The organism is Streptomyces sp. WAC00040, assembly GCF_056835925.1.
Window position 1 is genome coordinate 103,332 of record NZ_JAKQZE010000003.1, and the last position, 26,205, is coordinate 129,536.

General features: G+C 72.2%; 20 protein-coding genes. 9 read left to right on the top strand and 11 right to left on the bottom strand.

What is annotated here, in order from left to right; genetic code table 11:
- Positions 1-153 precede the first annotated feature (153 nt).
- Genes MDN94_RS25940 through MDN94_RS25955 form a run of 4 tightly spaced genes read right to left on the bottom strand, consistent with a single transcriptional unit; the run spans position 154 to position 5,763 of the window.
- Complete coding sequence (locus MDN94_RS25940; protein WP_482728316.1) at positions 154-2,571, bottom strand: beta-xylosidase/alpha-l-arabinosidase; 2,418 nt, start codon at positions 2,569-2,571, stop codon at positions 154-156.
- A 50-nt stretch (positions 2,572-2,621) separates the two neighbouring features.
- Positions 2,622-3,485, bottom strand: coding sequence for a carbohydrate ABC transporter permease (locus tag MDN94_RS25945; protein ID WP_482728317.1), 864 nt, complete (start codon positions 3,483-3,485; stop codon positions 2,622-2,624).
- A 5-nt stretch (positions 3,486-3,490) separates the two neighbouring features.
- Positions 3,491-4,450 carry a carbohydrate ABC transporter permease gene (locus MDN94_RS25950; protein WP_482728318.1) on the bottom strand — a complete coding sequence of 320 codons (960 nt, stop codon included), beginning with the start codon at positions 4,448-4,450 and terminating at the stop codon, positions 3,491-3,493.
- A 2-nt stretch (positions 4,451-4,452) separates the two neighbouring features.
- Positions 4,453-5,763, bottom strand: coding sequence for an extracellular solute-binding protein (locus MDN94_RS25955; RefSeq protein ID WP_482729085.1), 1,311 nt, complete (start codon positions 5,761-5,763; stop codon positions 4,453-4,455).
- Positions 5,764-5,912: 149 nt separating this feature from the next.
- Here MDN94_RS25955 and MDN94_RS25960 point away from each other — a divergent pair, with 149 nt between their 5' ends.
- On the top strand, positions 5,913-6,971 hold the full coding sequence (locus MDN94_RS25960) for a LacI family DNA-binding transcriptional regulator (protein ID WP_482728319.1): 1,059 nt from the start codon (positions 5,913-5,915) through the stop codon (positions 6,969-6,971).
- Between the two features lie 60 nt (positions 6,972-7,031).
- The gene (locus MDN94_RS25965; protein WP_482728320.1) at positions 7,032-8,306 is read left to right on the top strand and encodes a Tm-1-like ATP-binding domain-containing protein; all 1,275 of its coding nucleotides are present in this window, start codon (positions 7,032-7,034) and stop codon (positions 8,304-8,306) included.
- On the opposite strand, the gene MDN94_RS25970 is transcribed toward MDN94_RS25965, so the two are convergent.
- Positions 8,293-9,309: a DUF3048 domain-containing protein gene (locus MDN94_RS25970; protein ID WP_482728321.1), complete on the bottom strand. Its 1,017-nt coding sequence runs from the start codon at positions 9,307-9,309 to the stop codon at positions 8,293-8,295. The two genes, MDN94_RS25965 and MDN94_RS25970, sit on opposite strands and share 14 nt — an antisense overlap.
- A gap of 71 nt (positions 9,310-9,380) precedes the next feature.
- On the bottom strand, positions 9,381-11,774 hold the full coding sequence (locus MDN94_RS25975) for an ATP-binding SpoIIE family protein phosphatase (protein WP_482728322.1): 2,394 nt from the start codon (positions 11,772-11,774) through the stop codon (positions 9,381-9,383).
- 243 nt (positions 11,775-12,017) lie between these two features.
- Between MDN94_RS25975 and MDN94_RS25980 the strand changes: the two genes are divergently transcribed.
- Positions 12,018-12,404 (top strand): VOC family protein, encoded by a 387-nt coding sequence (locus tag MDN94_RS25980; RefSeq protein WP_441264669.1) that lies wholly within the window; start codon positions 12,018-12,020, stop codon positions 12,402-12,404.
- Between the two features lie 2 nt (positions 12,405-12,406).
- Here MDN94_RS25980 and MDN94_RS25985 read toward each other — a convergent pair whose 3' ends face one another.
- Complete coding sequence (locus MDN94_RS25985) at positions 12,407-14,059, bottom strand: phytoene desaturase family protein (RefSeq protein ID WP_482728323.1); 1,653 nt, start codon at positions 14,057-14,059, stop codon at positions 12,407-12,409.
- Positions 14,025-14,498, bottom strand: a complete 474-nt coding sequence (locus MDN94_RS25990; RefSeq protein WP_482728324.1) for an SRPBCC family protein — start codon at positions 14,496-14,498, stop codon at positions 14,025-14,027. Before MDN94_RS25990 ends, MDN94_RS25985 begins: the two co-directional genes overlap by 35 nt.
- Before the next feature lie 201 nt (positions 14,499-14,699).
- On the opposite strand from MDN94_RS25990, the gene MDN94_RS25995 reads away from it, so the two are divergent.
- A complete protein-coding gene (locus MDN94_RS25995; protein ID WP_482728325.1) occupies positions 14,700-15,599 on the top strand; it encodes a short-chain dehydrogenase/reductase in 900 nt (299 codons plus the stop codon).
- A 175-nt stretch (positions 15,600-15,774) separates the two neighbouring features.
- Complete coding sequence (locus MDN94_RS26000; protein WP_482728326.1) at positions 15,775-17,400, top strand: hypothetical protein; 1,626 nt, start codon at positions 15,775-15,777, stop codon at positions 17,398-17,400.
- 345 nt (positions 17,401-17,745) lie between these two features.
- Here MDN94_RS26000 and MDN94_RS26005 read toward each other — a convergent pair whose 3' ends face one another.
- Entirely contained in the window at positions 17,746-17,913 is a 168-nt protein-coding gene (locus MDN94_RS26005; protein WP_482728327.1) for a hypothetical protein, read from the bottom strand.
- A gap of 229 nt (positions 17,914-18,142) precedes the next feature.
- On the opposite strand from MDN94_RS26005, the gene MDN94_RS26010 reads away from it, so the two are divergent.
- A complete protein-coding gene (locus MDN94_RS26010; protein WP_482728328.1) occupies positions 18,143-18,904 on the top strand; it encodes a 2OG-Fe dioxygenase family protein in 762 nt (253 codons plus the stop codon).
- Here the strand turns inward: MDN94_RS26010 and MDN94_RS26015 are convergent.
- Together MDN94_RS26015 and MDN94_RS26020 are read right to left on the bottom strand one after the other, a co-directional pair.
- On the bottom strand, positions 18,891-20,003 hold the full coding sequence (locus MDN94_RS26015; RefSeq protein WP_482728329.1) for a carboxylate-amine ligase: 1,113 nt from the start codon (positions 20,001-20,003) through the stop codon (positions 18,891-18,893). The genes MDN94_RS26010 and MDN94_RS26015 overlap by 14 nt on opposite strands.
- Positions 20,004-20,078: 75 nt before the next feature.
- Positions 20,079-21,920 carry a thiamine pyrophosphate-requiring protein gene (locus MDN94_RS26020; RefSeq protein WP_482728330.1) on the bottom strand — a complete coding sequence of 614 codons (1,842 nt, stop codon included), beginning with the start codon at positions 21,918-21,920 and terminating at the stop codon, positions 20,079-20,081.
- Between the two features lie 148 nt (positions 21,921-22,068).
- On the opposite strand from MDN94_RS26020, the gene MDN94_RS26025 reads away from it, so the two are divergent.
- From MDN94_RS26025 to MDN94_RS26035, 3 genes are read left to right on the top strand one after another with little or no spacing between them, the layout of a single operon-like run.
- Positions 22,069-22,677, top strand: coding sequence for a flavodoxin family protein (locus tag MDN94_RS26025; protein ID WP_482728331.1), 609 nt, complete (start codon positions 22,069-22,071; stop codon positions 22,675-22,677).
- 4 nt (positions 22,678-22,681) lie between these two features.
- Entirely contained in the window at positions 22,682-25,009 is a 2,328-nt protein-coding gene (locus MDN94_RS26030; RefSeq protein WP_482728332.1) for a phosphoketolase family protein, read from the top strand.
- Complete coding sequence (locus tag MDN94_RS26035; RefSeq protein ID WP_482728333.1) at positions 25,006-26,142, top strand: acetate/propionate family kinase; 1,137 nt, start codon at positions 25,006-25,008, stop codon at positions 26,140-26,142. Before MDN94_RS26030 ends, MDN94_RS26035 begins: the two co-directional genes overlap by 4 nt.
- The last annotated feature ends 63 nt before the right edge of the window (positions 26,143-26,205 follow it).

Genomic DNA, 26,205 nt, shown 5'->3' on the forward strand with positions numbered 1-26,205 from the left:
CGAAGGGGAACCTCCGTGCCCAAGACGACCCGTGCCCCGGCGATCAGCGCCGCAACGGAAGGACTTCTCTCCGCCTTCACGCTGCCCGCCGCCTCCGCGGGCGCCGGCGAGTAGGCCGTGGCGCCCCCGAAGGACTCCGCGGGCGGCCCGGGGTCAGCCGTCGAGCGGTTCGACGACGGTGTCGGGGTGGAGCACGCGGTCGTGGCCCACGGTCCGCTCCGGGCCCCTCAGGCGCAGCCGCACTGTGTGCCGGGCGTCGCCGGGCGCGCTTGACGTCGCGAACCGCAGCTCGAGGTCGCCCGGTTCGACGATCCGGTGGCCGCCGACGCCCGTGAAGGACGCCAGGTCGGCGTGGAAGCGGAAACGGACCTGTGCCGCCCGGCCCGCCGCAAGCTCCACCCTGGCGTAGCCGATCAGCCGGACCTGCGGCCGGGTGGTCTGGGCGACCGGGTCGTGCAGATAGAGCTGGACGACGTCGGCGCCGTCGCGGTCGCCGGTGTTGCGCACCACCACGCCGATGTCGGCCGACCCGTCGGTGGGGAGTTCCGCGGGAGCGGGCGGCCCGGCCTCCCACTGGAAGGTCGTGTAGGAGAGTCCGTGCCCGAACGGGAAGAGCGGTGTGGGGTCGAGGTTGCTCACCCCGCCCGCCAGTCCGAGCGGCGGCTGGAGGTACGTCCAGGGCTGCCCGCCCGGCCCGTACGGCACACCGACCGGCAGCCGGCCGGACGGGTTGACGCGCCCGGAAAGCACCCCGGCCAGGGCGGGTCCACCCTCCTCCCCGGGGAAGAAGGCCTGCACCACTGCCGCGAGCCGGTCCGCCCAGCGGCCGAGCGCGTAAGGACGGCCCGTCACCAGCACGGCCACCACGGGGACGCCGGTGGCCACCAAAGCGTCCAGCAGCTCGGCCTGGACGCCGGGCAGGGAGAGGTCCGCGGCGTCGCAGCCCTCGCCGGAGGTGCCGCGGCCGAAGAGTCCGGCCCGGTCGCCCAGCACGGCCACGCACACGTCGGCGTCCTGCGCGAGACGCACCGCCTCGGCGATGCCGGAGGTGTCGAGCCCGTCGACGTCGCACCCGGCGGCGTGGCGCACCGCGGCACGGGGGAACTCGTCGGTCAGCGACGCCAGCACGGTCGGGATGTCCACGCCGAGGGGAGTCCCGGGGTGCGATACGCCGACATGGCTGGGGAAGGAGTAGCAGCCGAGCACGGCCAGCGGGTCGTCGGCACGGGGTCCGACGACCGCGATCCGCGCGGTGTCGCGGATCGGCAGCACCCCGGCGTCGTTGGCGAGCAGTACGCAGGACTGCTCGGCGACGAGACGAGCGGTCTCCCGGTTGGCGGGCGGGTCGAGGTCGACGGTGCCGCGCAAGGTCTCCGTCTCGCCGTCCGATCCCTGGAGCACGCCGTCCGATCCCTGGAGCACCGGGGGCAGCGGGGACCAGTCGGGGTCGAGCAGCCCCAGTTCGCACTTCTGGAGCAGGACCCGGCGCAGCGCGCGGTCGACGAGCGCCTCCGGCACCAGCCCGTCCCTCACCGCTTCGACGAGCGCGTCGCCGTAGGCGCGGACGGTCGGCAGTTCGACGTCGACGCCGGCGGTCAGGGCGAGCCGTGCGGCGTCGCCGCGCCCGGCGGCGACCTTGTGGAGGGTCTCGAGGAAGCCGATGCCGAAGTAGTCCGCGACGACCGTGCCGTCGAAGCCCCAGGTCTTCCGGAGGAGTTCGGTCAGCAGCCGGGCGTCCGCCGCCGCGGGCACTCCGTCGATCTCGGCGTAGGAGTGCATCACGGAGCGGGCGCCGCCCTCCCGCAGGGCCATCTCGAACGGCGGGATGATGACGTCCGCGAGTTCGCGCGCGCCGGCGCGGACGGGGGCGAGGTTGCGGGCACCGGCGGATGCCGAGTAGCCGGCGAAGTGCTTGAGGGTGGCGATGATCCCGGTGGACTGGAGCCCCTGCACGTAGGCGGTGCCGAGGGTGGCGACGAGGTACGGGTCCTCGCCGATCGTTTCCTCCACCCGCCCCCAGCGCAGGTCGCGGACGACGTCGAGGACGGGGGCGAGTCCCTGGTGCACGCCGACGGCGCGCATGTCCTCGCCGATGCGGCGCGCCATCCCGGCGACCAGATCGGGGTCGAAGGTGGCGCCCCAGGCCAGCGGTACGGGGTAGGCGGTTGCGGACCAGGCGGTGAAGCCGGCCAGGCACTCCTCGTGGGTGAGCGCCGGGATGCCGAAGCGGTTCGCGTCGGCGATCTCCCGCTGCGCGCGGGCCAGTGCCACCGCGCCGGTCGCCGGGTCGACGGGAGCGGTGCCGAAGGGCCGGGTGAGCTGGCCGAGGCCGCGGCTGATGAGGCTGTCCCAGTCGACGGGGTCGACCATGTCGTTCTGGTGGGGGGCCACACCGTCGCCGTCGCCGTCGGCGCCCACCCACACGCCGTAGAGCTGGGCCGTCTTCTCCTCGAGGGTCATTCTGCCCATGAGGTCGTCGACCCGCGCCGCGTCACTGAGCGAGGGGTCGCGCCAGGGGCCTTCGGCGTCGGGGAGCGTGGTGGGCGCGTCCGGGGCATGCGGAATTGCCATCGGGCAGGGGTTCCTCTCGGTGGTGGCAAATGTGCCGGCTCGATGGCGGGTTACTTGCCGCCGACGCCCATCAGGCCGTTGACAAGGGCGCGCCTGGCGAAGAGATAGACCGTGAAGATGGGGATCACGGACAACACGACGGCCGCGAGCAGGGCGGGGACGTTGAGCCCGAACTGGCCCATGAAGTCGAACAGGCCGAGGGTCAGCACACGCTGCTCCTCGGACTGGGTGAGGATCAGCGGGAACAGGAAGCCGTTCCACGCCTGCAGTGCCGAGAAGATCGCGACGGTGCTGATACCGGCCCGCGACATCGGCACCGCGAGCTGCCACAGCATGCGCAGCGGCGTGGCGCCGTCCAGCCCCATCGCCTCGTACAGCTCCTCCGAGATGTCGCGGAGGGTCGAGGTGAGCACCAGCACGGCGACCGGCATCGAGAACGCGGCGGTCGGCAGGATCACCGCTGCCAGCGAGTCGTACAGTCCCATCTCGGCGATGAGGAGGTACAGCGGCACGACGACGGCCTGGGCCGGGATGGCCACGCCGAGCAGGAGGGTCCGGAAGGCCATCGACGACAGCCTGCTCCTGGTGCGCACGGCCACGTAGGCGAGCGGGACGGAGAGCGCCAGCACGATGACGACCGTGGCGACGGCCACGACGGCGGTGTTGGCCAGCAGGGTGAAGAAGCCGCTGCCGAGCACGGTGTTGTAGTTCTCGAGCGTGGGATCGGCCGGGAAGGTCAGCGGATTACCGCTGAGCGCCTGGCCCTGCCGGGTCAATGAGGAGGAGAGCAGGGTGTAGAGCGGCACCAGCACGATGACGAGCCAGGCCAGTGCTCCCAGGCCGACGAGCGGGTTGCCCTTCGGCCGGCGGCGGGTCCTGCGCACGGTCCTTGCGGTGTTCAGCTGTACGGACACGCCGGTCACATTCCTTCCCTGGTGGAGCGCATGGCCCCGAATCCGCTGAACTTCACCATCAGCAGGGACAGGGTGGTCGCCACCACGACGAGCGCCGTGGCAATGGCGCTGGCATAGCCGAGGTCGTAGCTCTGGAAGCCGGTGCGGTACATCAGGTAGGGCACGATCGTGGTGTCGGTGCCCGGTCCGCCCTTGGTCATGATGAGCACGGTGTCGAAGTACGTCAGCGATCCGACGATCATCAGCACCGACGACGTGGTGATGGTGTTGCGCAGCTGGGGGAGGGTGATCGAGAAGAACTGCCGGACCGGTCCCGCCCCGTCGATCGAGGCCGCCTGGTGGAGCACCTGCGGGATCTGCCGGGTGCCGCCCTGGTAGATCAGGGTGTGGAACGGCATGAACTGCCAGCCGCCGACGAAGGCCACGGTGAGCAGCGCTCCGGTGGACGAGCCCAGGATGTTGGGGTCGATCCCGAACCAGGGCCCGATCTCCTTGATCACACCGAAGTTGGGGTCGAGGAGCGAGTGGAAGAGCACCGCGATCGCCGTGGTGGACAGCAGCAGGGGGACGAAGAAGATCGCGGAGAGCACTGCGCGGTTGCGCTGCCTGCCTGCCGCCCATACGCCCAGCAGCAGCGCGATGGGCGTCTGGAAGGCCCAGCTGATGACGGTCAGCAGCAGGCTGAGCGAGCCGGCCTGGCGGAATTCCGGATCCTTGAACAGCCGCGTCCAGTTGTCGAGTCCGACGGGCGTCGGCGAGGTGAGTCCGTCCCAGGAGCAGAAGGACAGATAGACGGCCAGCGCCATCGGCACGATTGCGAAGAGCCCGAAGAAGAGGATGCCGGGCAGTGCCCAGGTGACGGAGGGACGGCCGAAGCCCTGGCCCGCCGCAGTGCGGCGGCCGCGCTTCGTGGCGGCCGCCGCTCTGCTCCGCTGCTTCTCGAGCGGTGTGGAAACTTGTGTCATGGTTACTTGAGCGCCTTCAGGGCCTCGACGAACTGCTCCGGCGTCGACTTGCCTGCGAACAGCTTGTTGATCTCGGTGAGCATCGGGGTGGCCTTGCTCGCCTCCAGCGCCTGGTCCCAGGAGAGCGTGAAACTCGGGGCCGTCCGGACCATCTTGTACTGGAACTCGGCGAACCCGGGGTTGGGCGAGGTCTGGAGCATCTGGGAGGCGTTGGCGGTGGTGGGGATGTCGCCGTTGTCGACGAGGGCCTTCGAGTACTCCTTGGAAGCCATCGTCTTCAGGAAGTCGATGGCGGCGTCCTTGTACTTGGTGCGGGCGTTGACCGACCAGTAGTTGGTGGGGTTGCCCACGACGTTGCCCGGGTCACCGGTGCCGCCGGCCACGGTCGGGAACGCGGTCCAGCCGAGGTCCTTCTTGGCGAAGTCGGGGGCCTTGCCCAGCTGGGTGGGGTACTCCCACGAGCCCATCAGGTGCATCGCGGCCTTGCCCTGGGCGAAGAGCGCGGGGGCGCCGCCGTTGGAGTAGGACACCGAGTTGAAGTTCTTGCCGAAGGCGCCGTCGTCGATCAGCTGCCGGGTCGTCTGCGCGGCCTTGAGGACCGCGGGGTCGCCCCAGGCGGAGGAGTCACCGTTCTGGATCTTCTTGAAGACCTCGGGGCCGCCGATGCGGTCGAGCAGGTACTCGAGCCACATGAGCTGGGTCCAGGCGTCGGTGCCGCCGAGCGCGAACGGCGTGATCTTCTTCGCCTTGAAGGTGCTGATGGCCTTCTGCAGGTCGTCCCAGGTCTTCGGCGGCTGGAGGTCGTTCTCGGCGAACAGGGTCTTGTTGTAGAAGAGCATCACCGGCTGCATGCCGCGCATGGGTACGCCGTAGACCTTGCCGGCGAGCCTGCCCGCTTCGACGACGGACGGCAGGAACCCGCTCCGCAGGGTCTCGTCCTTCTGGAAGTGCGGGGACAGGTCGACGAGCTGGCCGGCTTCCACGTACGGCTTGATGGAGCCGCCGCCCCAGTTGAAGAAGACGTCCGGGGCGTTGGGCGAGCCCATGGCGGTGCGGAGCTTGTTGACGTACTCGGCGCCGGGGACCGGGACCAGCTTGACCTTGACGTCCGACGTCTTGTTGAACTCCTCGACGGCCGCCTGCTGAACCTTCACCGCGTCGTCGCCGTAGACGTAGGCGGTGATGGCGCTCTTCGCGGCCCCCGTGCCACTGCCGGAGCCGCAGCCGGCGAGGACCGCGGCCATCGCCGTCGCGGCGAGCGCCGCGGTCCATCTGGCCGTACCCGTACCTCTGCGGAGAAAGCCCGACCCCATAACTGCCCCCATCGAATGTTTCGAATCGCCTTGCGAATGTTGCCGGAACGGTACGAGTGCGTTTCCGGCGCGTCAAGAGGTCCCACGAAAGCTTTCCGCGATCAGTGGTCAGAGCTTGTGCACACAGTGCGGCGGGCTACGATCCCTGCATGAGACCCGCAGACGTCCAGTCCCGACCGGAGGATCCGTCCTCGGACGAAACGGTCGGGGGCGGTGCCACACTGGCCGAGATCGCCCGCGCGGCCGGCGTGTCGGCTCCGACAGTTTCGAAAGTCCTGAACGGGCGAGCCGATGTCGCCGCCTCGACCCGCACCCGCGTGGAGGAATTGCTGCGCCGCCACGGCTACCGCCGGCGGCGCGGTGCCTCGCAGCAGTCCCGGATGATCGACCTCGTCTTCCACGAGCTGGAGAGCTCCTGGGCCATGGAGGTCATCCGAGGAGTGGAGAACGTGGCGCGGGAAGAGGGACTGTCCCTGGTCCTCTCGGAGAGCGCGGGGCGGCTCATGCCCGGCCAGACGTGGGTGGACGGTGTCCTCGCCCGTCGCCCCGCCGGGGTGATCCTCGTCCTCTCCGACCTCGATCCGGCCCAGCGGGCCCAGCTGACCAGCCGCGACATCCCGTTCGTCGTGGTGGACCCGGCCGGCGACCCCGGCGACGACGTGCCCTCGGTCGGCGCCACGAACTGGCAGGGCGGCCTCGCCGCCACCCGGCATCTGCTCGAGCTCGGCCACCGCCGGATCGGCGTGATCGGCGGCCCCTCGCGGATGATGTGCAGCCGCGCCCGCATCGACGGCTACCGCTCGGCGCTGGAGAGCGCCGGCGTGCCGGTCGACGCCGAGCTCGTACGGGAGGGCGACTTCCACCACGAGGCCGGCCACGCCGCCGGTCTCGAACTGCTGCGCCTGCCGCAGCCGCCGACCGCCGTGTTCACGGGCAACGACCTTCAGGCCCTCGGTCTCTACGAGGCCGCCCGGGAACTCGGGGTCCGGATCCCGGAGGACCTGAGCATCGTGGGCTTCGACGATCTGCCGCTGGCGCGCTGGGTGGGCCCGCCGCTCACCACCGTGCGGCAGCCGCTGACGGAGATGGCCGAGGCCGCCGCACGGCTCGTGCTGGACCTCGGTCGCGGCAGGCGGCCGGCCGCGACCCGCATCGACCTGGCGACCAGCCTGGTGGTCCGCAACAGCACCGCTCCGCCCGCCGCCTGACCGGGGACGACCGGTCGGGCACTCTTGTCGACCGCCGGATTTCCGCGAACAGTACGTGTCATGGCGACAGTTGTACTGGTGGGCACGCTGGACACCAAGGGTGTGGAGTACGGCTGGCTGCGTGAACGGCTGCTGGCCGCCGGGGTCGAGGTGCTGGTGGTCGACGCCGGCGTGGTGGGCGAGCCGCGGATCGAGGCTGACGTGCCTCGTTCCGCAGTGGCCCGCGCGGCCGGCGCCGACCTGGCCGGGCTACGGGCGGCGGCGGACCGCGGCACGGCCGTGACGGCCATGGCCCGCGGTGCCGCCGCGAGCGTGCTGCGCCTGTACGACGAGGGCCGGCTGCACGCCGTCCTCGCGCTGGGCGGCAGCGGCGGAACGTCGATCGCGACCAGGGCGATGAGGGAACTGCCGCTGGGAGTGCCGAAGTTGATGGTCTCCTCGATGGCCGCCGGTGATGTGTCGCCCTATGTGGGGGTGTCCGACATCACCATGATGTACAGCATCGTGGACATCGCCGGCGTGAACAGCGTCCTGGCCCCGGTGCTGGCGAACGCCGCGCACGCGGCGGCCGGCATGGCGAAAGGTTTCGAAGCACACCGAAAGGCGCTGCTCCCCACGGAGCTCGCCGCCGGTGGCAGGCCGCTCGTAGCCGCGAGCATGGCGGGGGTGACGACCGCGGGCGTGGACGCCGCCCGTGAACGGCTGACCAGGCTGGGCTACGAGGTGCTGGTGTTCCACGTCAGCGGAGCCGGCGGCCGGACGCTGGAGTCGCTGGCCGGGCAGGGTCTGTTCGCGGGCGTACTGGACCTGACCCTCGGCGAGCTCGCCGACGACCTCGTCGGCGGGATCCTCACCGCGGGACCGGACCGGCTGAGCGCCGCCGGACGCCGGGGCACACCCCAGGTGGTGAGCCTGGGCGCCCTCGACATGGTGAAGTTCGGTCCGCCCGACACCCTCCCCCGGCATCTGCGCGGACGCGACGTGCGGGTGCACAACCCGTCGATCACCGTGGTCCGCACGACGGCGGAGGAGTGTGCGGAGCTCGGCCGCCGCGTCGCCGCCAAGCTGCGGGCGGCCACCGGTCCGGCCGAGGTGTGCGTACCGCTGCGGGGCCTGTCGACGCTCGGCGCGCCGGGCGGCCCCTACCACGATCCGGCCCTGGACGAGGCGCTGTTCGCCGCCCTGCGCGACGGTCTGTCCGGCAGCGCCGTCGAAGTGGTCGAGTACGACACGGACATCAACAGCCCGGCATTCGGCCGGGCCGCGGCGGACCGCCTGCACCGCCTGATCACCGCGGGCGGGACGACGGCGCGGGCGAGGCTCAGCGGGCGGTGAGCAGCACCCACACCTGGCCGGGGGCGAAGTCCAGCCGCTCACCGGCCGCGTCGGTGAAGACGGTGTCCCCGTCGGCACTCGCCCGCTGCCAGCGGGCGTCGTAGGCGCGTCCGTCCCGCAGTACCAGCGCCGTGCCCGAGCCGACCGTCTCCGTGTACGGAGACACGCTGCCGCCGCGGTCTCGGAACTTGGAGGGCCGGACCTGCGTGTACTGCACGACGACCGTCGAGGGTTCGAGCCGTCCCCCGTCCGTGGTCCGCGCGGCGGCCCCGTCCATCGCCACGAGCCACCGCTTCCGCTCCGGTGACCAGCTGAAGGTGTACCGGGCCGCGGGATAGCGCACGGTGTGCTCCTCGAGCGGACGGCCGCCGTCGGGAGCGGCGCCGAAGCGCATGCCGATGTCCGAGGCGTCACTCACGTCGCGGGCGGCGGCGAGGGCACGATCGGGAAGCACGTAGAGGTTGTGCGGCGCGGGGCGGTCGCCGGAGCGGACGAAAGCGTCGGGCGCCTCCCCCTGCGGCAGCGCGGCGACGGGCGCGGCCTCGATCAGCGGCCGCAGCGCCGACTGGGCGCCGGAGTACACGAGCGCGGGCCTGCCGAACTGCCGCAGCAGCTCCAGATCGGACTCCCGCGCGCTGCGCACCGGGCCGATCCGCGGCGGCAGGGTGGAGGAGAAAACGGCCAGTATCCGGCTGAGTCCCGACTCGACCTGCTCGACGTAGACGATGTCGGCGGCCCCGAGCCCCGTGTGCGGGCGGGCCGGCCGGACGTTGTCGATCTTCACGGCGAGCACCGGTCCCTGCTTGGCCGGCAGCCCGGTGAAGTACGACGTCCCGCGCGCGGCGGACGAGGTGGAGGTCTCCTTCGGTCCGGGCTCCGGGCCGGTGCATCCGTAGAGCGACACGGTGAGGGCGGCAGCGGTCAGCGTGGCGGCCACGGTGCGTCTGCGTACCGGCCGGCCACGGCCGTCGTCCTTGCGTCCCCGTCTGTGTCTCGCGTTCATCGGCCACGCTCCCCGTGGGTCAGTGGACCACGTCAGGCGGCGCGCGGACAGTCCCGCGGCGCCGGTTCCGCTCAGGGCAGCAGCTGCTCCGTCCAGATGGTCTTGCCGGCGGCCGTGTTCCTGCTCCCCCACCGGTGCGCCAGTTGGGCGATCAGGAAAAGCCCGCGGCCGCCCTCGTCGGTCAGCCGTGCCCGGCGAAGATGGGGCTGGGTCTCGCTCGGGTCGGAGACCTCGCACACCAGCCGCTGGTCCCTGATGAGCCGCACCCTCACCGGGCCACCGGCGTAGCGGATCGCATTGGTGAGGAGTTCGCTGACGATCAGCTCGGTGGTGAACACCAGCTCGTCGAGCCCCCATACGGTGAGCCGCTCGGTCACCAGCGCCCGCGCGTCGGACACGATCCGCACGTCGGCCGGGAACTCCCAGGCGATGACGGACCCTTCGGGCGACACGGACAGCCGCGCGAGCAGCAGCGCCGCGTCGTCGTCCGGGGGGCGCGCCAGGAAGGGAACCAGCATGTCCCGCGCGATCTCGGGCACGGCGACCGCGTCGCCCGCACCCGTGCCCCGGATCTCCCGCAGGTGGTCGATCACGTGTCCGGCGCCGGACCCGGGCGCGTCGGAGAGCGATCCGGCGGTGAAGGCCAGCAGATCGCCGGGTGAGAGCGCCACCTCCACCGGTTCGAAGGGGGCGCCCTCGAGCCCGAGCGCCGGTCCGGGAAGCATGTCGACGGGGCCGGTCTCCCCGGAGGACCGGGCCAGCACGGGCGCCGCGTGTCCCGCGCTGGCCATCAGTGCGCGGGCGGTGACCGGGTCGTAGACGGCGTACAGGCAGGTGGCCCCGCGGACGGTTCCCTCGGGCTCGCCGGGCTGCTCGTCGTCGGCGAGCCGTACCACCAGGTCGTCCAGATGAGTGAGGAGTTCGTCGGGCGGCGGGTCCAGGTCGGCGAGGGTGCGCACCGCCGTGCGCAGACTGCCCATCGCGGCAGCGGCGTTGAGCCCGCGACCCCGCAGGTTCCCGACCACGAACGCCACCCGGCTCGAGGACAGGGTGATGACGTCGAACCAGCTGCCGCCCGTGCCGGCCAGTGTCCTGCCGGGCACATAGACGCCGGCGGTCTCCGCCGCGGTCACCTTGAGCACCGGACGGGGCAGCAGGCTGCGCTGGAGGCTCTCCGCCGTACGGCGCTCGCGGGTGTAGCGGCGGGCGTTGTCGATGGCGAGGGCCGCTCGGGAGCAGATGTCCTCGGCGACCGCGGCGTCCCGCGCGTCGAACGGCGCCCGCTGCCGTGAACGCCACACCGACACCGCGCCGAGGACGTGGCCGCGTGCCTGCAGCGGCACGACCATGTACGAGGCGGCGCCCGGCGCCAGAACCAGCCTCCGGCGTTCCGGGTCCCCGGCGATCCTGGGCAGCAGTTCGTCGAGGTCGGGCACGATGACGGCGGAACCGCCGCGCAGCCGGTCGCTCTCGTAGGCCTTGACCCGGATGATGGAGCCCTGCGGATACAGCTGGTCCGGCCATTCGCCGCCGCCCGCGACGGCGGAGACCCGGCGCAGCGGTGCGCCGGTGACGAACTCCCCGGGCTCCTCGCCGACGAGCAGGGCCTCCGTGATGTCCACGCAGGCCAGGTCGGCGAAGGCGGGCACCAGCAGGTCGGCGAGCACCTGCGTGTTGCGGCCGACCTCCAGGGAGCGGCCGAGCGCGGAGGCCGCGGTGGCCACCAGCGCCGAGCGGCTCCGTTCCCGTTCCTGCTCGGTCACGTCCGTGAACGTCACCGCGACACCGCGGGCCACGCCGTCCCGGCCGGCCATGCGCAGGGCCGACAGGGAGACGATCCGTTCGCGTTCGGGGGCCCGGCTCAGCCGGGCCGTGGTGACGAAGTCGATCAGCGGCTCCCCCGTGGCCACCACCCGGTGCAGGCGTTCCTCCACGGCGGCCGCGTCCTCCGGCACCAGCAGCTCGCCGAGCCGGCGGCCGGCGAGCAGGGCGGAGGGACGCGGGTCGCTCGGCAATGAGATGCCTCTGATGAGCCGCAGCTCACTGTCGTAGACGGCGAGGCCGATGCCGCTCTGCGAGAAGAGTGCCCGGAGCAGCGCGTCGTTCTCCTCCCGTCGGTCGGCCACGGCGGCGGGTACCAGCCGGATCAGATACCGGGCGGCCAGAGGGCCGTCCACCGGAAGCAGGTCGAGCTGCACCCGGCGGGAACCGTCGGCGTGCAGCAGTGCCGTCCGCACCGAGCGCGAGTCGTCGGCCGGGTCGTGGTCCAGGAGCGCGGACCAGACACCGGGGTCCGTCAGCAGTTCCTCGATCGTGCGGCCCTGAAGTTCACCGGCGGACAGGCCGGTCAACTCCACCGCTCCGCCGGTGCAGGCGAGCACCCGGCCGACGTGATCGAGTACGAGCAGTGCCGAGTCCTCCGGCCGCTCGGACCCGGTGTTCACGATGTGGCCGCTGGTGCTCACGCGTCGATCACTCCCAGATGGCGCTCCCGAGCTCCCTGTGCTGTGCCGCAGGTGCGGCAGGCGTACGGACCCCGCGCCTTCATTGAACTCCACACCGTCGGGGGCCGCCCGTCGGCGACCGGAATCGAATATGACATCGAAGAATGCGCTGTCCTATGATCGCCGGCACGGCATCGCGTGTCGGTCACCGACCGGGTGAGGCATGGAGGTGCCCGTGAGTTTGCCTTACGGAGGCATTCCACAGTGTCAGTAGAGCTGAACCACACCATTGTTCTGGCCCGGGACAACCGGGAGTCCGCCGAATTCCTCGCCCGCATCCTGGGGCTCGAGACCGGCCCGGAGTGGGGACCGTTCGTCCCCCTCACCCTGAGCAACAACGTCACTCTGGACTTCGTGACCGTCGACCACGAAGTCCCGTTGCAGCACTACGCGTTCCTGATCTCCGAGGAAGAGTTCGACCAGGTCTTCCGGCGCATCCAGGACGCGGGCATCACCTACTTCGCCGATCCGCACGGAAAGCGGCCCGGCGAGATCAACCACAACGACGGTGGTCGCGGCATGTACTTCCACGACCCGGCCGGCCATGGCATGGAGGTCATCACCCGGCCGTACGGCAGCGGCGGCAGCTGACCTCACCGCCCTCGCGTCTCCCGCCCGCCCGGGTCCGTCGGCTCACCGCCACGGCCCCGGCGGGCGAGGACGCGCTGTGTCCGGCTCAGCAGCCGGCCCGGGGACAGCACCCGCAGCGCGGCCCGCGCCGCGTTCGCGCCCGGCGCCCCGTGCACGCCTCCGCCGGGGTGCGCCCCCGCGGAGGCCAGGTAAAGACCCTCGACGGGCGTCTCCGGACGGCCCGTGCCGGGCATGGGGCGGAAGAACAACTGCTGGTGGAGTGCGGTCGTTCCGCCGTTGATGGCACCGCCCGCGAGGTTGGCGTCGGCGGCCTCGAGCGTCGGCGGGGCGAGGATGCGGCGGGCGATGATCCGGGCACGGAAGCCAGGCGCGTACCGCTCCACCTGCTCCTCCATCCGGTCGGCCATCGCCTCCCCCTCCCGCGGGTCCCAGCGGCCGGTGAGACCGTCGTCGCCCGCGTCGCCCTTGGTGCGGTGGGGCACGTGCGTGTACGCCCATGCCGATTCGGTGCCCGCCGGGGAGCGGGTGGCATCCGCTGTGGTCATCTGGCCGAACAGCAGGAACGGCCGGTCGGGCACCTGCCCCATGGCCAGCTGGGCGGCGAACCGGGTGAGCCCGTCGACGCCGTCGGCGAGATGGACGGTCCCGGCGCCGGCAGCCGCCTCCGCGGTCCACGGAACGGCGCCGTTGAGGGCCCAGTCGACCTTGAACGTCGCGAAGTCCCATTGGAAGCGGCGCAGATCGCGCAGGACCCGGGACGGCAGGTGCCGTTCGTTGACCAACTCCCCGTACAGCGAAGGCACGGACACGTCCGCCAGCACGGCCCGGCGCGCCGGGACCGACTCGCCGTCCGCGGTCCGTACGGCCACCGCGCGGCCCTCGCGGACCACGATCTCGACGGCACGCCGACCGCACCGGACCGCGCCGCCGCGATGTTCCAGCCTGCGGACCAGTGCCTCGGTCAGCATGCCCGCGCCGCCGACGGGCACGGGAAAGCCGTGGCTCTGGCCCAGCATCGACATCAGCCAGCCGAAGCCCCCGCTGCCGGCCGCCTCCGGCGCCAGATCCGCGTGCAGCGCGTTGCCCGCGAGCAGCAGTCTGCCCGCCTCGCCGCCGAACTCCTCCTCCCCCAGGCGGCGTACGGGAAGCAGCAGGGTCCGCGCCAGCCGCAGTCCGCCGCCGGTCCGAAGCCGGGCGGCCATCCGCATCGAGGGGATCACCGGCGGGAAGGGGGTGAACAGCAGGTCGACGATGTCCGGCCGCAGCCGCTCCCACACGTCGTACAGGTCGCGCCAGGCCGCACCGTCGCCGGGTGCGAAGGTCTCCAGGCCCGCCGCGGTGTCCTCGGCGCGGCGCCGCAGGACGGCGCACCGGCCGTCGGTCAGGGGATGGGCCAGTACGTGAGGGGCGTGGCCCCAGCTCAGACCCTCGCGCTGCAGCTCGAGACCGGAGATCACCGGGGAGGCGGCTGCCAGCGGGTAGAACGAGCTGCACACGTCGCTGATGAAGTCGGGATGGACTCCCCGGTCGCTGCGTACCGCGCCGCCCGGTTCCGGTTGCGCCTCGAGGACCTCGACGCTCCAGCCCGCGTCGGCGAGGAGGTTGGCCCCGACGAGACCGTTAGGCCCTGCTCCGATCACCACTGCGTCCGGCATCGCGCTCTCCTGAGTTCTCGACGACGTCGGCCAGGCGGCTGAGCATGCGGCGGTGGCGCACAAGGAGGAACGCGTCCAGCACCGCGTTGTGGAAGGTGCCTCCGGGCCCCTTCAGCGGATGCTCGTCCAGGACGACCAGGGTGTCCTCGCCCCACGGCCGGATGTCGATGGCGATCCGCGCTGTGCCCAGCCGACCGCTCTCCGCCTCGAGTTCGAGTGTCCGCGGCGGTTCGCAGTGCCGCACGATCGTTCTGCCGTGCATGGTCCAGGGCCCTACCCGGACGGAGTATTCGAGGGCCGCCCCGACGTCCGGCCAGTCGCCGTACGCCGGCCGGCTGTCGTCGGTACCGACGACCCAGTCGCCGTAACGGTCCCGGTCGCTGAGCACCGACCACACGGTGGCGGGCGGTTTTCCGATCAGCTGGTGGTGCACGGCCATGGGTCCTCCAGCGGCTGGAAGGGACGTCGTCGACCAGCGAGTGCCCGTTACCCGGTGATCTATGACCCGTGGACGACGGGGGAGGCGCCGGCCTTCTCACGACGGGCGAGGGCGGCGCCGCACCGGATCGATGGACGTCGCCGAAAGGGGTATCCGCTACCGGTGACCCGGTGGGAAGCCGACGGAGACGGAGACCCGACCATGGCCGAAGACCTTCCTCTTCTCGGCCGTACGGCGGTGGTGACCGGCGCGGCCCGCGGCCTCGGAGCGGCCATGGCGAGGAGCCTCGCCGGGCGCGGCGCCCGGGTCGCCCTGCTCGGCCTGGAGGAACCGCTGCTCGCACGTGTGGCGGCGAGCCTTCCCGGCGCTGGGCACTGGCCCGTCGACGTCACCGACGAACAGGCCATGACCCGCACGGCCGCCCTGGTGGAGGAAAGTCTCGGGCCCGTGTCCGTGGTCGTGGCCAACGCCGGTGTTGCGGCGGGCGGGCCGTTCCTGGAGACGGACCCGGCGACCTGGCGGCGGATCCTCGAGGTCGATCTCCTCGGCACCTGTCTCACGGCCCAGGTGCATCTCCCCGGTCTGCTGCGCACCCGGGGCTACTTCCTCCAGGTCGCCTCCCTCGCGGCGATCGCGCCCGCCCCGATGATGACCGCCTACTGCGCGGCCAAGTCCGGCGCTGAGGCGTTCGCGTACTCCCTCAGGGCCGAAGTGGCCCACCGTGGCGTAGGGGTGGGAGTCGGCTATCTCAGCTGGGCGGACACCGAGATGATCCGGGCCGCGGACGAGCACCGGGTGATGCGGGAGCTTCGGGCGGCGCTGCCGTGGCCGGCCGGGAAGGTCTATCCGGTGCAGCCCGTGGCCGACCGTCTCGTACGGGGCATCGAACGGCGCGCGCCCGCCGTGTACGGCCAGCCGTGGCTCCGTCTGGCGCGGGCGGCACGGGGTTGGCTGCCGGGACCCGTCGCCTTGCGGGCACGCCGGGACCTCGGTCGCCTCCAGGGCGAGGCCGGTCTGTCGCCGACCGGGCTGCTCGGCGCCGGCGGCACGGCGGCCGGAACGGCGACCGCGCGGCCGTGGTCCGGCCGTGGTGACGCGTAGGGCTGAACGACGGGCCCCGCGGGGGATTCCGCCTGGTGGCCCACGGTCGACGTTCCCGGATGGCGCAATGTCACGTTGTGCCCGTTAGATGTAACAAAGTGTGCGCGCTCAGGCGGCGCACGACGAACGACACGGTGTACGCCTACCCGGATGTTCCGCGAACGGAGCCCGCGCCATGAGCACCGACCCCAACACCCATACCCCGTCCGACCACCAGGACGACCGCCCGCGGCCCCCTGACGGCACGACGGGCGCCGGCAGCGCCGCCCCGGCGTTCCCGGCCCGCGCGGTTCCGCCGCTGCCGCCGATCCCTTCCCACCCGCCGGTCTTCCCCGCTGCCGCGATTCCGCCCGGTCCTCTCGACCCCGTCCACCCGGAGCCCGGGAGTCCGCTGCTCCCCGAGGACCCGTCCCCCCTCCGCGGGACGGGACCGGGCACCGGCACGGTCACGGGTTCCGGCGGACCGGAGAGGCCGCGGCCGGCTCCCGCACAGGAGCCGGTCCCCGTGCGCACCCCGGCCGGGAAGCCGCGGGCGCCCCAGGCCGGTGCAGAGGCTGAGGCTCCGTTGACGGACACGACCGACGACCCGGCCACGGCCGGTGACCCGGACGACAGGCGGGAGCCGATAGCCACGCCGGTCGACAAGCCCGGCCCGGTCCGCAGCGGCGTCTACGCCTGGAGGCCGGCACGCGCGGCCGCCAAGGACCCGGTCGCCGAGGATGCCGCCCGCAAAGACGCCGTCGCCAAGGCACCGACGCCTGTGCGCGACGCGATCGAGGACCCGAGCCCGCTCCGCAGGGAGACACCGATCCAGGCCCCCGCCCCGGCGCCCGGGCCCCCCGGCGAACGCCGGGCCGGTGAAACCGACCGGGCCCTTGCCGCCGATCCCACGGTGGAGCCGGCGCCCAACGACAGCGAGCCGCCCATCCACACTCTGCTCCGGACGGCCGCCACCGAGCGTCCGGTGGCCGAGGTCGCCGCCCTCGTGAGCCGGCTGAAGCGGACCGGAGAGGTCAACAGCCCCGGTGACCTGGCCCTGCGCGCCGCGGCGGTCTCCCGCCCGCTCGAGGAGGTCAGGCAGCTGGTCGCCCTGCTCAACGAGTACCCACGCCCCCTGCACGAGGCGGACACCACGTTGCGCGCCGCCGCCGTCGGCCGGCCCATCGAGGACGTCGTACAGCTGGTCAACATGATCGGCACCGACGCCGGCGAATGGCGATCGGCCGCGAACGAGGCCGCCGCGGGTCACGAGCCCTCGCCGTCCCCCGGGGAGGACGCCTCCCGGCACGAGGTCCCCGCCGGGCCGCAGGCCACCGCCGCCGCCGAGACACGGCCGTCGAAGACGCCGTGGCCCATGGCGGCGCTGAACGGCGCCCTGGCCGCCGGCCCGGACGGCCACACCGTCTCGCCGGCCATGCGTTCGGGACTGCGCTGGCCCGCCGCCGTCGTTCTCTTCGCCTGCGGCGTCATCCATCTGCCCACCGACGTCGCCGGCCTGCGTTCCGGCGGCTACGCCGAGACCCTCTCCGTCGCCGTCACGGTGCTCTGCCTGATCGTCGCCGTATGGCTCGCGGTGTGTGACACCGCGCTGGTCTGGGCGGCCGCCGCCGGCCTGGCGGTCGGCGTCGCCGCGCTGCACGCGCTCGCGGGCGTCGGGACCTTGAATCTGCTGCAGAGCAGCCTGGGCGACTCGTTCGCCTGGGGCAGAGCGGCCGCGGTCCTGTGCACGGGGGCGTGCGCCTTCCTCGCCGGGTCCGTACTGCTTCGACACCGGCAGCCGGCCGTCACGCCCAACAGCTGACGCCCACGCCTCCCCCACGCCGGAGCCTTCCGCGACGTCGGCCGCGGCCGACCGTGGGGAAGGCTCGCGGTGTTACTGCCGCCGCGAGCGGGACGGGCATTCGGCCGCGAAGCCGCGCCGAGGTCGGACCGACGGCCGGAGGCCCCACCGAGGCCCGGCCCGGAGCTCGCCGACCATGCCGCGGGAGCGCCGGGCCGGCGGTCCGTACGGTCCCGTCATCAGGCCCGGGACCATGCCGAACCCGGCCCGGAGCTCGCCGGCCCCCCTGGGGCGGGCCACGCCAAGGCCCGGCCTCGCCGGCCACGCCAGGCAAGGGCCGGGCCGGCGGTCCGTACGGTCCCGCCGTCAGGTCTTGGGGCCGTGCCGGTCCTGGGCCGGCGTGTCCTCCGCCTGAGGTTCGGGCTCGTCGTCCCGCTCGCCCTCCGCCTGGGACGGCGTGCTGCGGGGGAAGTTCGCGCGGAGCTCGTCCTCCGGCCGTTCGCCCTCCGCCTGGGAGGGTGTCTGCTCGCTCATGGCCCACTTCCTCACCGTCGGAGCCGGATGATCGTGCCTGTGCCGGACCCGGCGCCGGTCCGCCGGACCGTACAGCTCGCCGGGTTCCCGGACCGGGAGGAGCCAATCATGAGCCGCGGGGCCGCGGTCCCCGCGTCCCGATCGTGCGGACGTGCGCCCGGTGGGGGGCCGCCCGATGATGGCTTGAGCCCGAGATCTCACCCCACCGGAGGAAGGGCGGTGGCAGACCGTGGACACCGACACCGGTTTCCTCGACCCCGCGGACGAGAACGCGGCGGCCCGTTCCGCCGAGGAGGCGGCCCGCACCGCGCTCGCCGGCACGGGCGCGTACCTCATGCCCCCGGCCGACGTGCTGACGTGCCTGGGTGCCGACGCCTCGTCCTGGGCCCACTTCGCGACCCACTGGCAGGACCTCACGGAGGACGAGTACGCGGCCCGGCGCGGCACCCGCAGACTGCGGCGCTACGGACACTTCTCCCTCTCGCCGGTGACCGGGGAACTGCGGCTGCTGCCCCACACCGTGTTCGTCCAGCCCGACAACACCAATCCGCTCTACGAGTCGGTGGACCGCCATTTCGATCCGTTGACCGGCGCCTTCGTCGCCGATCCGGTGCTGCGCCAGATCCTCGGTCTGCTGGGCAGGGTGGCGGGCGCGCTGGACGTGGCCGAGTGGTGGAGTGTCAAGGTCCATCCCTTCCGGGTCGTCGCCACGGCGGAGGGCGGCGGGGAGCCGACACCGGAAGGCAGGCACCGGGACGGCGTCACGCTGGTGTCCTCGCTGCTCATCGGCCGCGACAACGCCACCGGTGGCGAAAGCACCGTCTACAGCCCCGAGGGCGACGAGATCCTGTCGGCCACGCTGAGCGAGCCGGCGAGTCTGCTGGTCTCCGACGACCGCGGCACCCTGCACGGCGTATCGCCCATCCGGCCGGTCGACGACGCCCTTCCGGCCCACCGCGACGTCCTGGTGACGACCCTCACGCCGGGCTGACCGGTCCTTTCCCCGCCGTGGCGGCGACGAGGTCGTCGACGACATCGGCCGGCCGTGACCGGCGGCTCCACGACGCCCGCTGCCGCTGCGCGCCGCACCCGTGCTCGTCCAGCCGCCGCAGGAACGCGGTGACCCGCTCGCAATCGCCGTACTCCTCCAGCCGCGGCCGTACGCGGTCCACCAGCCGTGCCGCCTGGACGGCGAACGGCAGCACCCGTTCGGTGAGCGCGTCGACGCCGCTGCCGGGCCAGCCGTCGCGGGCGGCCCGCCAGTAAGCGGCGCGCAGCAGTTCGCCGCAGGTACGCGGCCCCTTGTCGCCGCGCCGGACCCGCTCGGCGCAGTCCACGACCAGCGCTCTGACGAGGGCGGTGAGCGCGGCGGTGTCCGCCACGTCCGACGGCACGTCCATGACCCGGATCTCCAGCGTCGGCACACGGGGATTGGGCCGTACGTCCCAGAACGGGATGTTCGCGTCGAGCATCGCCTCCGACTCCTCCAGGGCCGCTGTCAGGCGTCGGTAGTGGGCGAGCGAATCGACGTACGGAGGGGCGCTGAGCGCGGGGAAGCGGCCGCGGACGACGGTCCGCCAGCTCGCGTATCCGGTGTCACGGCCTTCGAAGAAGGGCGAGTTGGCGCTCATGGCGACCAGCAGGGGCAGCCAGGGGCGCAGATGGTTCGCCGTCAGCACCGCCACCTCACGGTCCGGCTCATGCACATGCACATGGACGGAGCAGACGGTGAAGTCGTCGAGCATGGTGCCGAACTGGCGCACCCCCGCCCGGTAGCGGGGGTGGTCGCCGAGGACGCGGGCTCCCGCGCCACCGATGACCGGCGTGCCGGTGGCGCACAGAACGAGCCCTTCCGCGCCGGAGGCCGCGCCGGCCGCCTTCCGTACCGCCTCCAGGTGCCGGTGCAGTTCGCCGGCGCCCTCGCACGGCGGTGTGCGGACCTCGAGCTGGCCCTCGTGGAATTCGCCGGACACCAGGTCGCCGACGGTGCGGCGGGCTCGCGCCACGATGCGGCTGCCCGCCGGTTCGACGGACCGGTCGTCGGCCCGGACGAGGAAGAACTCCTCCTCCGCTCCGATGGTGGTGGTCATCTCCCCACGATCCTCCTGGGACGGCCGGTGCGCCAACGGGAGACACCCGGGTCCGCGGCACCCGGTGAAGGGCCGTCACCTGTCGTCGTCGGCGCTGTCCTTCGTCGCGCCGGGCCGGTCCCCGCGGTGCCGGGTGCCGGGAAGGAACTCCTGCACCTTGGCCTTGAAGCCCTGCCGGATCATCGATCCTCGGTCGCTGTCCCCGCGCAGGATCGCGGACGCGGCGGCCTCGATCTGGTCGAGCGAGGCGTGCGGCGGGATCGGCGGCACGGCCGGGTCGGTGCGGAAGTCGATGACGAAGGGCCGGTCGGCGGCGAGGGCCTGCTTCCAGGCGGACTCGACATGCTCGGGCTTCTCGACGCGGACGCCGTGCAGCCCCATCCGTTCGGCGATGTCGGCGTAGGGCAGGTCCGGGATGGACTGCGACTCCTCGAACTGCGGGGCCCCGGACATGGCGCGCATCTCCCAGGTCACCTGGTTGAGGTCGCCGTTGTTCAGCACGGCCACGATCAGCCGCGGGTCGGACCACTCGCGGTAGTACTTCGCCGCGGTGAGCATCTCCATCATGCCGTTCATCTGCATCGCGCCGTCGCCGACCAGGGCGATCGCCGGGCGGTCCGGGTGGGCGAACTTGGCGCCGATGGCGTACGGGACGCCGGGACCCATCGTGGCGAGCGTCCCGGACAGCGAGCCGCGCATCCTGCCGCGGAGCCGCAGATGGCGGGCGTACCAATTCGCGGCGGAGCCCGAGTCGGCGGTGACGATCGCATCGTCGGGGAGCAGCCCGTCCAACGCGTGGACGACGTATTCGGGGTTGACGGGGTCGGCGTCGACGGCCGCCCTGCGCTGCATGACCTCCCACCAGCGGTCGACGCTCTGCTCGATCCCGTCGCGCCAGGCGCGGCTCTCCTTGCGGTGCAGCCGTGGCAGCAGCCGCCGCAGCGTCTCGCGGGCGTCGCCTACGAGGTTCACCTCGAACGGGTAGCGCAGCCCGATCATGTGCGGGTCGATGTCGATCTGCACGGCCCGCGCCTGGTCGAGCTCCGGCATGAACTGGGTGTACGGGAAGCTGGATCCGATCATCAGCAGGGTGTCGCAGTCCTGCATCATCTCGTAGGAGGGCCGGGTGCCGAGCAGGCCGATCGAGCCGGTGACGTAGGGCAGGTCGTCGGGGAGGACGTCCTTGCCGAGCAGTGCCTTGGCGACGCCGGCGCCGAGGACGTCGGCCAGCCGTTCGACCTCGGCGCGGGCTCCGCGGGCTCCCTGGCCGACGAGCACGGCCACCTTCTCGCCCGCGTTGAGGATCTCGGCGGCCCGCTCGACGTCCTCGTCGACGGGCACGGGCGCGTACCGGCCGAGGCCCATGCTGGAGGGCACCATCTTGAAGGCGTGCTTCGGCGGGCTGTAGTCCAGTTCCTGGACGTCGGCGGGGATGATGACCGCTGTCACGGTGCGCCGGGCGTAGGCCGTGCGCATCGCCCGGTCGATGAGGTTGGGCAGTTGTTCCGGGACCATCGCGGTCTCGCAGAAGTCGGACGCGACGTCCTTGAAGAGGTTCTGAAGGTCGACCTCCTGCTGGTACGACCCGCCCATGGCACTGCGGTTGGTCTGCCCGACGAGCGCCACCACGGGAACGTGGTCGAGCTTCGCGTCGTAGAGCCCGTTGAGCAGATGGATCGCGCCCGGTCCCGAGGTGGCGGCGCAGACGCCGGCCTTTCCGGAGAACTTGGCGTAGCCGACGGCCTGGAACGCCGACATCTCCTCGTGGCGGGACTGCACGAACTTCGGCTTGTTGCCCGCGCGGCCCCACGCGGCGAGGAGCCCGTTGATTCCGTCGCCCGCATAGGCGAAGACGTGCGTGACGTCCCATTCACGCAGCCGCTGGAGGATGTGGTCGGACACTTTCGTACTGGCCATGTCGGTGTTCCGCTCCTCACTGTGCCGTGTGCGCCGCTGTCCCGGCCTGTCCTGGGTAACCATGCGGGCGCCGGCGGAAACATCGCGCTCTCACCCGAACGGCTCGGCGCCCGGCGTGCCCCTGCGCCGACCGGGTACCGGTGTGCCCATGAAGGCACTGGTGATCAACTGCACGCTCAAGACGTCCCCCGAGCCCTCCAACACCCATGCGCTGGCGACGGTCGTCGCGGGTCAACTCGAGAAGTACGGGGTCGAGGTGGAGTTCATCCGGGCGGTGGACCTGGACATCCGTCCGGGCGTGGTGAGCGAAGCCGTCGGCCCGGGCGACCAGTGGCCGCAGGTGCACGGGAAGCTGATGGAGTCGGACATCCTCGTCGTCGCGTCGCCGACGTGGCTCGGGCATCCTTCCTCCTTGGCCCAGCGTGTGCTGGAGCGCATGGACGCGATGCTCTCCGAGACCGACGACGACGGCCGCCCCGTCGCCTACAACAAGGTCGCCGGGGTGGTGGTCACCGGAAATGAGGACGGCGCGCACCATGTGATCACCGAGATCTCCGGCGCGCTGGCGGACATCGGCTACACCATTCCCGGCCAGGCGTGGACGTACTGGCACCTCGGGCCGGGGCCGGGACCCGACTACCTCGACGACGAGCGGGGGCGCGACTGGTCGCACAGGACCGGCCGGGCGATGGCGGCCAACCTCTTCGGCACCGCGAAGGCGCTGGCGGCCAATCCGCTGGGCACCCCGCCGGAGTGAGGCCATGACACGGACCTACCGGCGGGCGGCGGACTACGTGTCCGCCGCGCTGATCTTCCTGCGTGACAATGTGCTGCTGCGTGAACCGCTGCGGCCCGAGCACCTCAAGCCCAGGCTCCTCGGCCACTGGGGCTCCTGTCCCGGCATCACGATGGTGTACTCCGCGCTCAACACCCTGATCCGCGAGCGGGACGCCGACGTCCTCCTCATCACGGGGCCGGGCCACGGCGCACCCGCCAACCACGCCGGTCTCTGGCTCGAAGGCACGCACGAGCACTACGACCCCTCGCTGGCCAGGACCGAGGCCGGGCTGAGGGAGCTGGCCCGGCGCTACTGCGCTCCCGACGGCTTCCCGAGCCACCTCTCCCCCTCGGTGCCCGGCACCCTCCACGAGGGCGGCGAGTTGGGCTACGCCCTGTCCACCGCGTTCGGCGCCGCGTTCGACGCACCCGACCGGCTGGTGGCGTGCATCGTCGGGGACGGCGAGGCGGAGACGGGCCCGACGGCCGGCGCCTGGCACTCGTCCAAGTATCTCGACCCGGTGACCTGCGGCGCCGTACTGCCGGTGCTGCATCTCAACGGCTACAAAATTTCCTCGCCGACCGTGTTCGCGAGCATGTCCGACGACGAACTGACGTCCCTGTTCCGTGGTTACGGCTGGGACCCGCGCATCGTCGACGTGACGGACGATCCGGACGGCGAGCCGGTCGCCGCGGCGGTGCGCGCCGCGCACACCGGCATCCGGGACATCCAGGGCCGCGCACGGACCGGGCGGATCCTTGAGCGTCAGGCGTGGCCGATGATCGTACTGCGCAGCCTCAAGGGGCAGGGAGCGCCGGCCGAGGTCGCCGGGAAACGCATCGAGGGGACCTTCCACGCGCACCAGGTGCCGCTGGACGGTGTCCACGACGACCCGGAGCAGCTCGCCGCACTGGAGGCCTGGCTGCGCTCGTACGGCCCGGAGGAACTGTTCGACAAGGAGGGCCGGCCGGTCGCGGAGGTGCTCGACGCCTGCCCGTCCGGCGATCGGCGCATCGGCATGCAGGCTGCGGGGGACGGGGGACGGCTGCGGCGGCCGCTCGACCTGCCGCCGCTCGAGCCGTACGCCGTCGACGTCCCGGACGGCCCCGGCTCGGCGAAGGCGAGCCCCAACGAGGTGCTGGCGGACTGGCTGACGGAGATCATGCGCAGGACCGCCGCCGCCCGCGACTTCCGCATCATGTCCCCCGACGAGCTGGCCTCCAACAAGCTGGACGGTGTGCTGAAGGTGACCGGCCGCGGATACGTGTGGCCCGTCGAGGAGTACGCGGAGAACCTCACCCCCGACGGCCGGGTGCTGGAGATCCTTTCGGAGCACAACTGCCAGGGCTGGCTCCAGGGTTATCTGCAGACCGGGCGGCACGGGCTGTTCCCGACGTACGAGGCGTTCGCGTCCGTCGTCGACAGCATGCTCAACCAGTACGCCAAGTGGCTGAAGATGTCCCGCGAGGTGCCGTGGCGAGCGCCGGTCAGCAGCCTCAACTACCTGCTCACCAGCGAGGGCTGGCGGCAGGAGCACAACGGTTACAGCCACCAGGGGCCGGGATTCATCAACAACCTGCTCACGAAGAAGAGCACGGTCACCGGTGTCTTTCTGCCGCCCGACGCCAACACCCTGCTGGTCACCATGGAGCGGGTGCTCTCCGACACCGGCCGGATCAATCTGGTCGTCGCGGGCAAGCAGCCGGCGGCGCAGTGGCTCGCCCTCGACGAGGCACGCGCGCACTGCGAGGCGGGCGCGTCGGTCTGGCGGTGGGCGTCGACGGACGACGGCGAGGACCCCGAGCTCGTCCTGGCGTGCGCGGGCGGCATTCCCACCGTCGAGACCCTCGCCGCGGCCCAGCTCCTGCGACGCGACCTGCCGCAGGCGCGCATCCGCGTCGTGAACATCGTCGACCTGTGCGCGCTCGCGCCGCCGGAACGGCATCCGCACGGCATGACCGACGCCGACTTCGACGCCCTGTTCGGCACGGAACTCCCTGTCGTCGTCGACTTCCACGGCTACCCCTCCGCCGTGCACCAGCTGCTGCACGGCCGCCCCCACCCCGGCCGGTTCCATGTGCGCGGCTACGTCGAGGAGGGCACCACGACCACCCCGTACGACCTGCTGGCGAGCAACGGCGTCTCCCGTCATGACCTGGCGATCACGGCACTGCGCCATCTGCGCGGCCGTCCGGCGGCCACGGGGGATCTGGCATCCCGCTACGCACTCCACCGGGACCGGCTCCGTGAGGAGTTGCGACGCACCGGAGTCGATCCCGCCGAGATCACCGAATGGACGTGGGAATCATGACGGACGCCGGCACCACGACCGCTTCGAACCTGCTCGTCGTCGACGCCGGGTCCTCTAGCCTCCACCTGAGCGTGGTCGACGGCGAAGGACGGGAACTGGCCGCACGGCACGAAAGCGAAGCTCCCGGCAGCGGGACGCGGCAGGTGATCGAGGAACTGCTGCGCCAAGCCCCGCCGGTGGCGGCCACCGGCCACCGCCTCGTGCACGGCGGGCCCCGGCTCCTCGGCCCCACGCTCGTCGACGACACGGTGCGAGCGGAGCTCGACCGGGCCGCGGAACTGGCCCCCCTCCACGTGCCGCCCGCTCTCACCGCCCTCGACGCGACACGGCGGCTGCTGCCGCACGCCGCGCACGTGGTGTGCTTCGACACGGCCTTCCACGCCGGGCTGCCGCAGCCGGCGCGCACCTACGGGCTGCCCCAGAAATGGACGGACCGGTACGGGCTGCACAGATACGGCTTCCACGGCCTGTCGTACGCGTGGGCCCTCGACCGTGCCGCGGCCCTGCTGGACCGGCCTGCCCGCGACCTCCACATCGTGATCACGCACCTGGGCGGCGGCTGCTCGGCGTGCGCGGTGCGCGAAGGCCGCAGCGTCGACACCACCATGGGGTTCACCCCGCTCGAAGGCATGGTGATGAGCAGACGCAGCGGCAGCGTCGACCCCGGACTGCTGCTGTGGCTCCAGTCATCGGCCGGAATGGAGCCCGAGGAGCTCACGGAGACCCTGAACCGTGGATCCGGCCTGCTGGGCCTGTCCGGCACTTCGGGCGACACCCGCGACCTCGTACGGTCGGCGGCGGACGGCGACCGGCGGGCCGCCCTGGCCCTCGACGTCTTCACCCTGGGCGTCCGGCGCGGCGTCGCCGCCTGCGCCGCGTCACTGGACAGGCTCGACGCTCTCGTCTTCACCGGCGAGATCGGCTGCGACCAGCCGGAGGTGCGGGAGGCGGTCTGCGCAGGTCTGGGCGTACTCGGCGTCACGGGCGGCCTGCGGCCGGTGAACGTGCGGGAGGACACCGTCGTCAGCCCGGCCGGTGCGACGGTCCCGGTGGTGGTCGTCCCTACCGGCGAGGGGCAGCGGGTCGCGCTGGAGACCCGCACGCTGCTCACGCGTCACGCCGGCCAAAAGTAGTGCCCGTTTCGCGTCATTCCGCCCCTTGCGGGTAACCGTCCGGCGCGACTTGCACGGACGTAC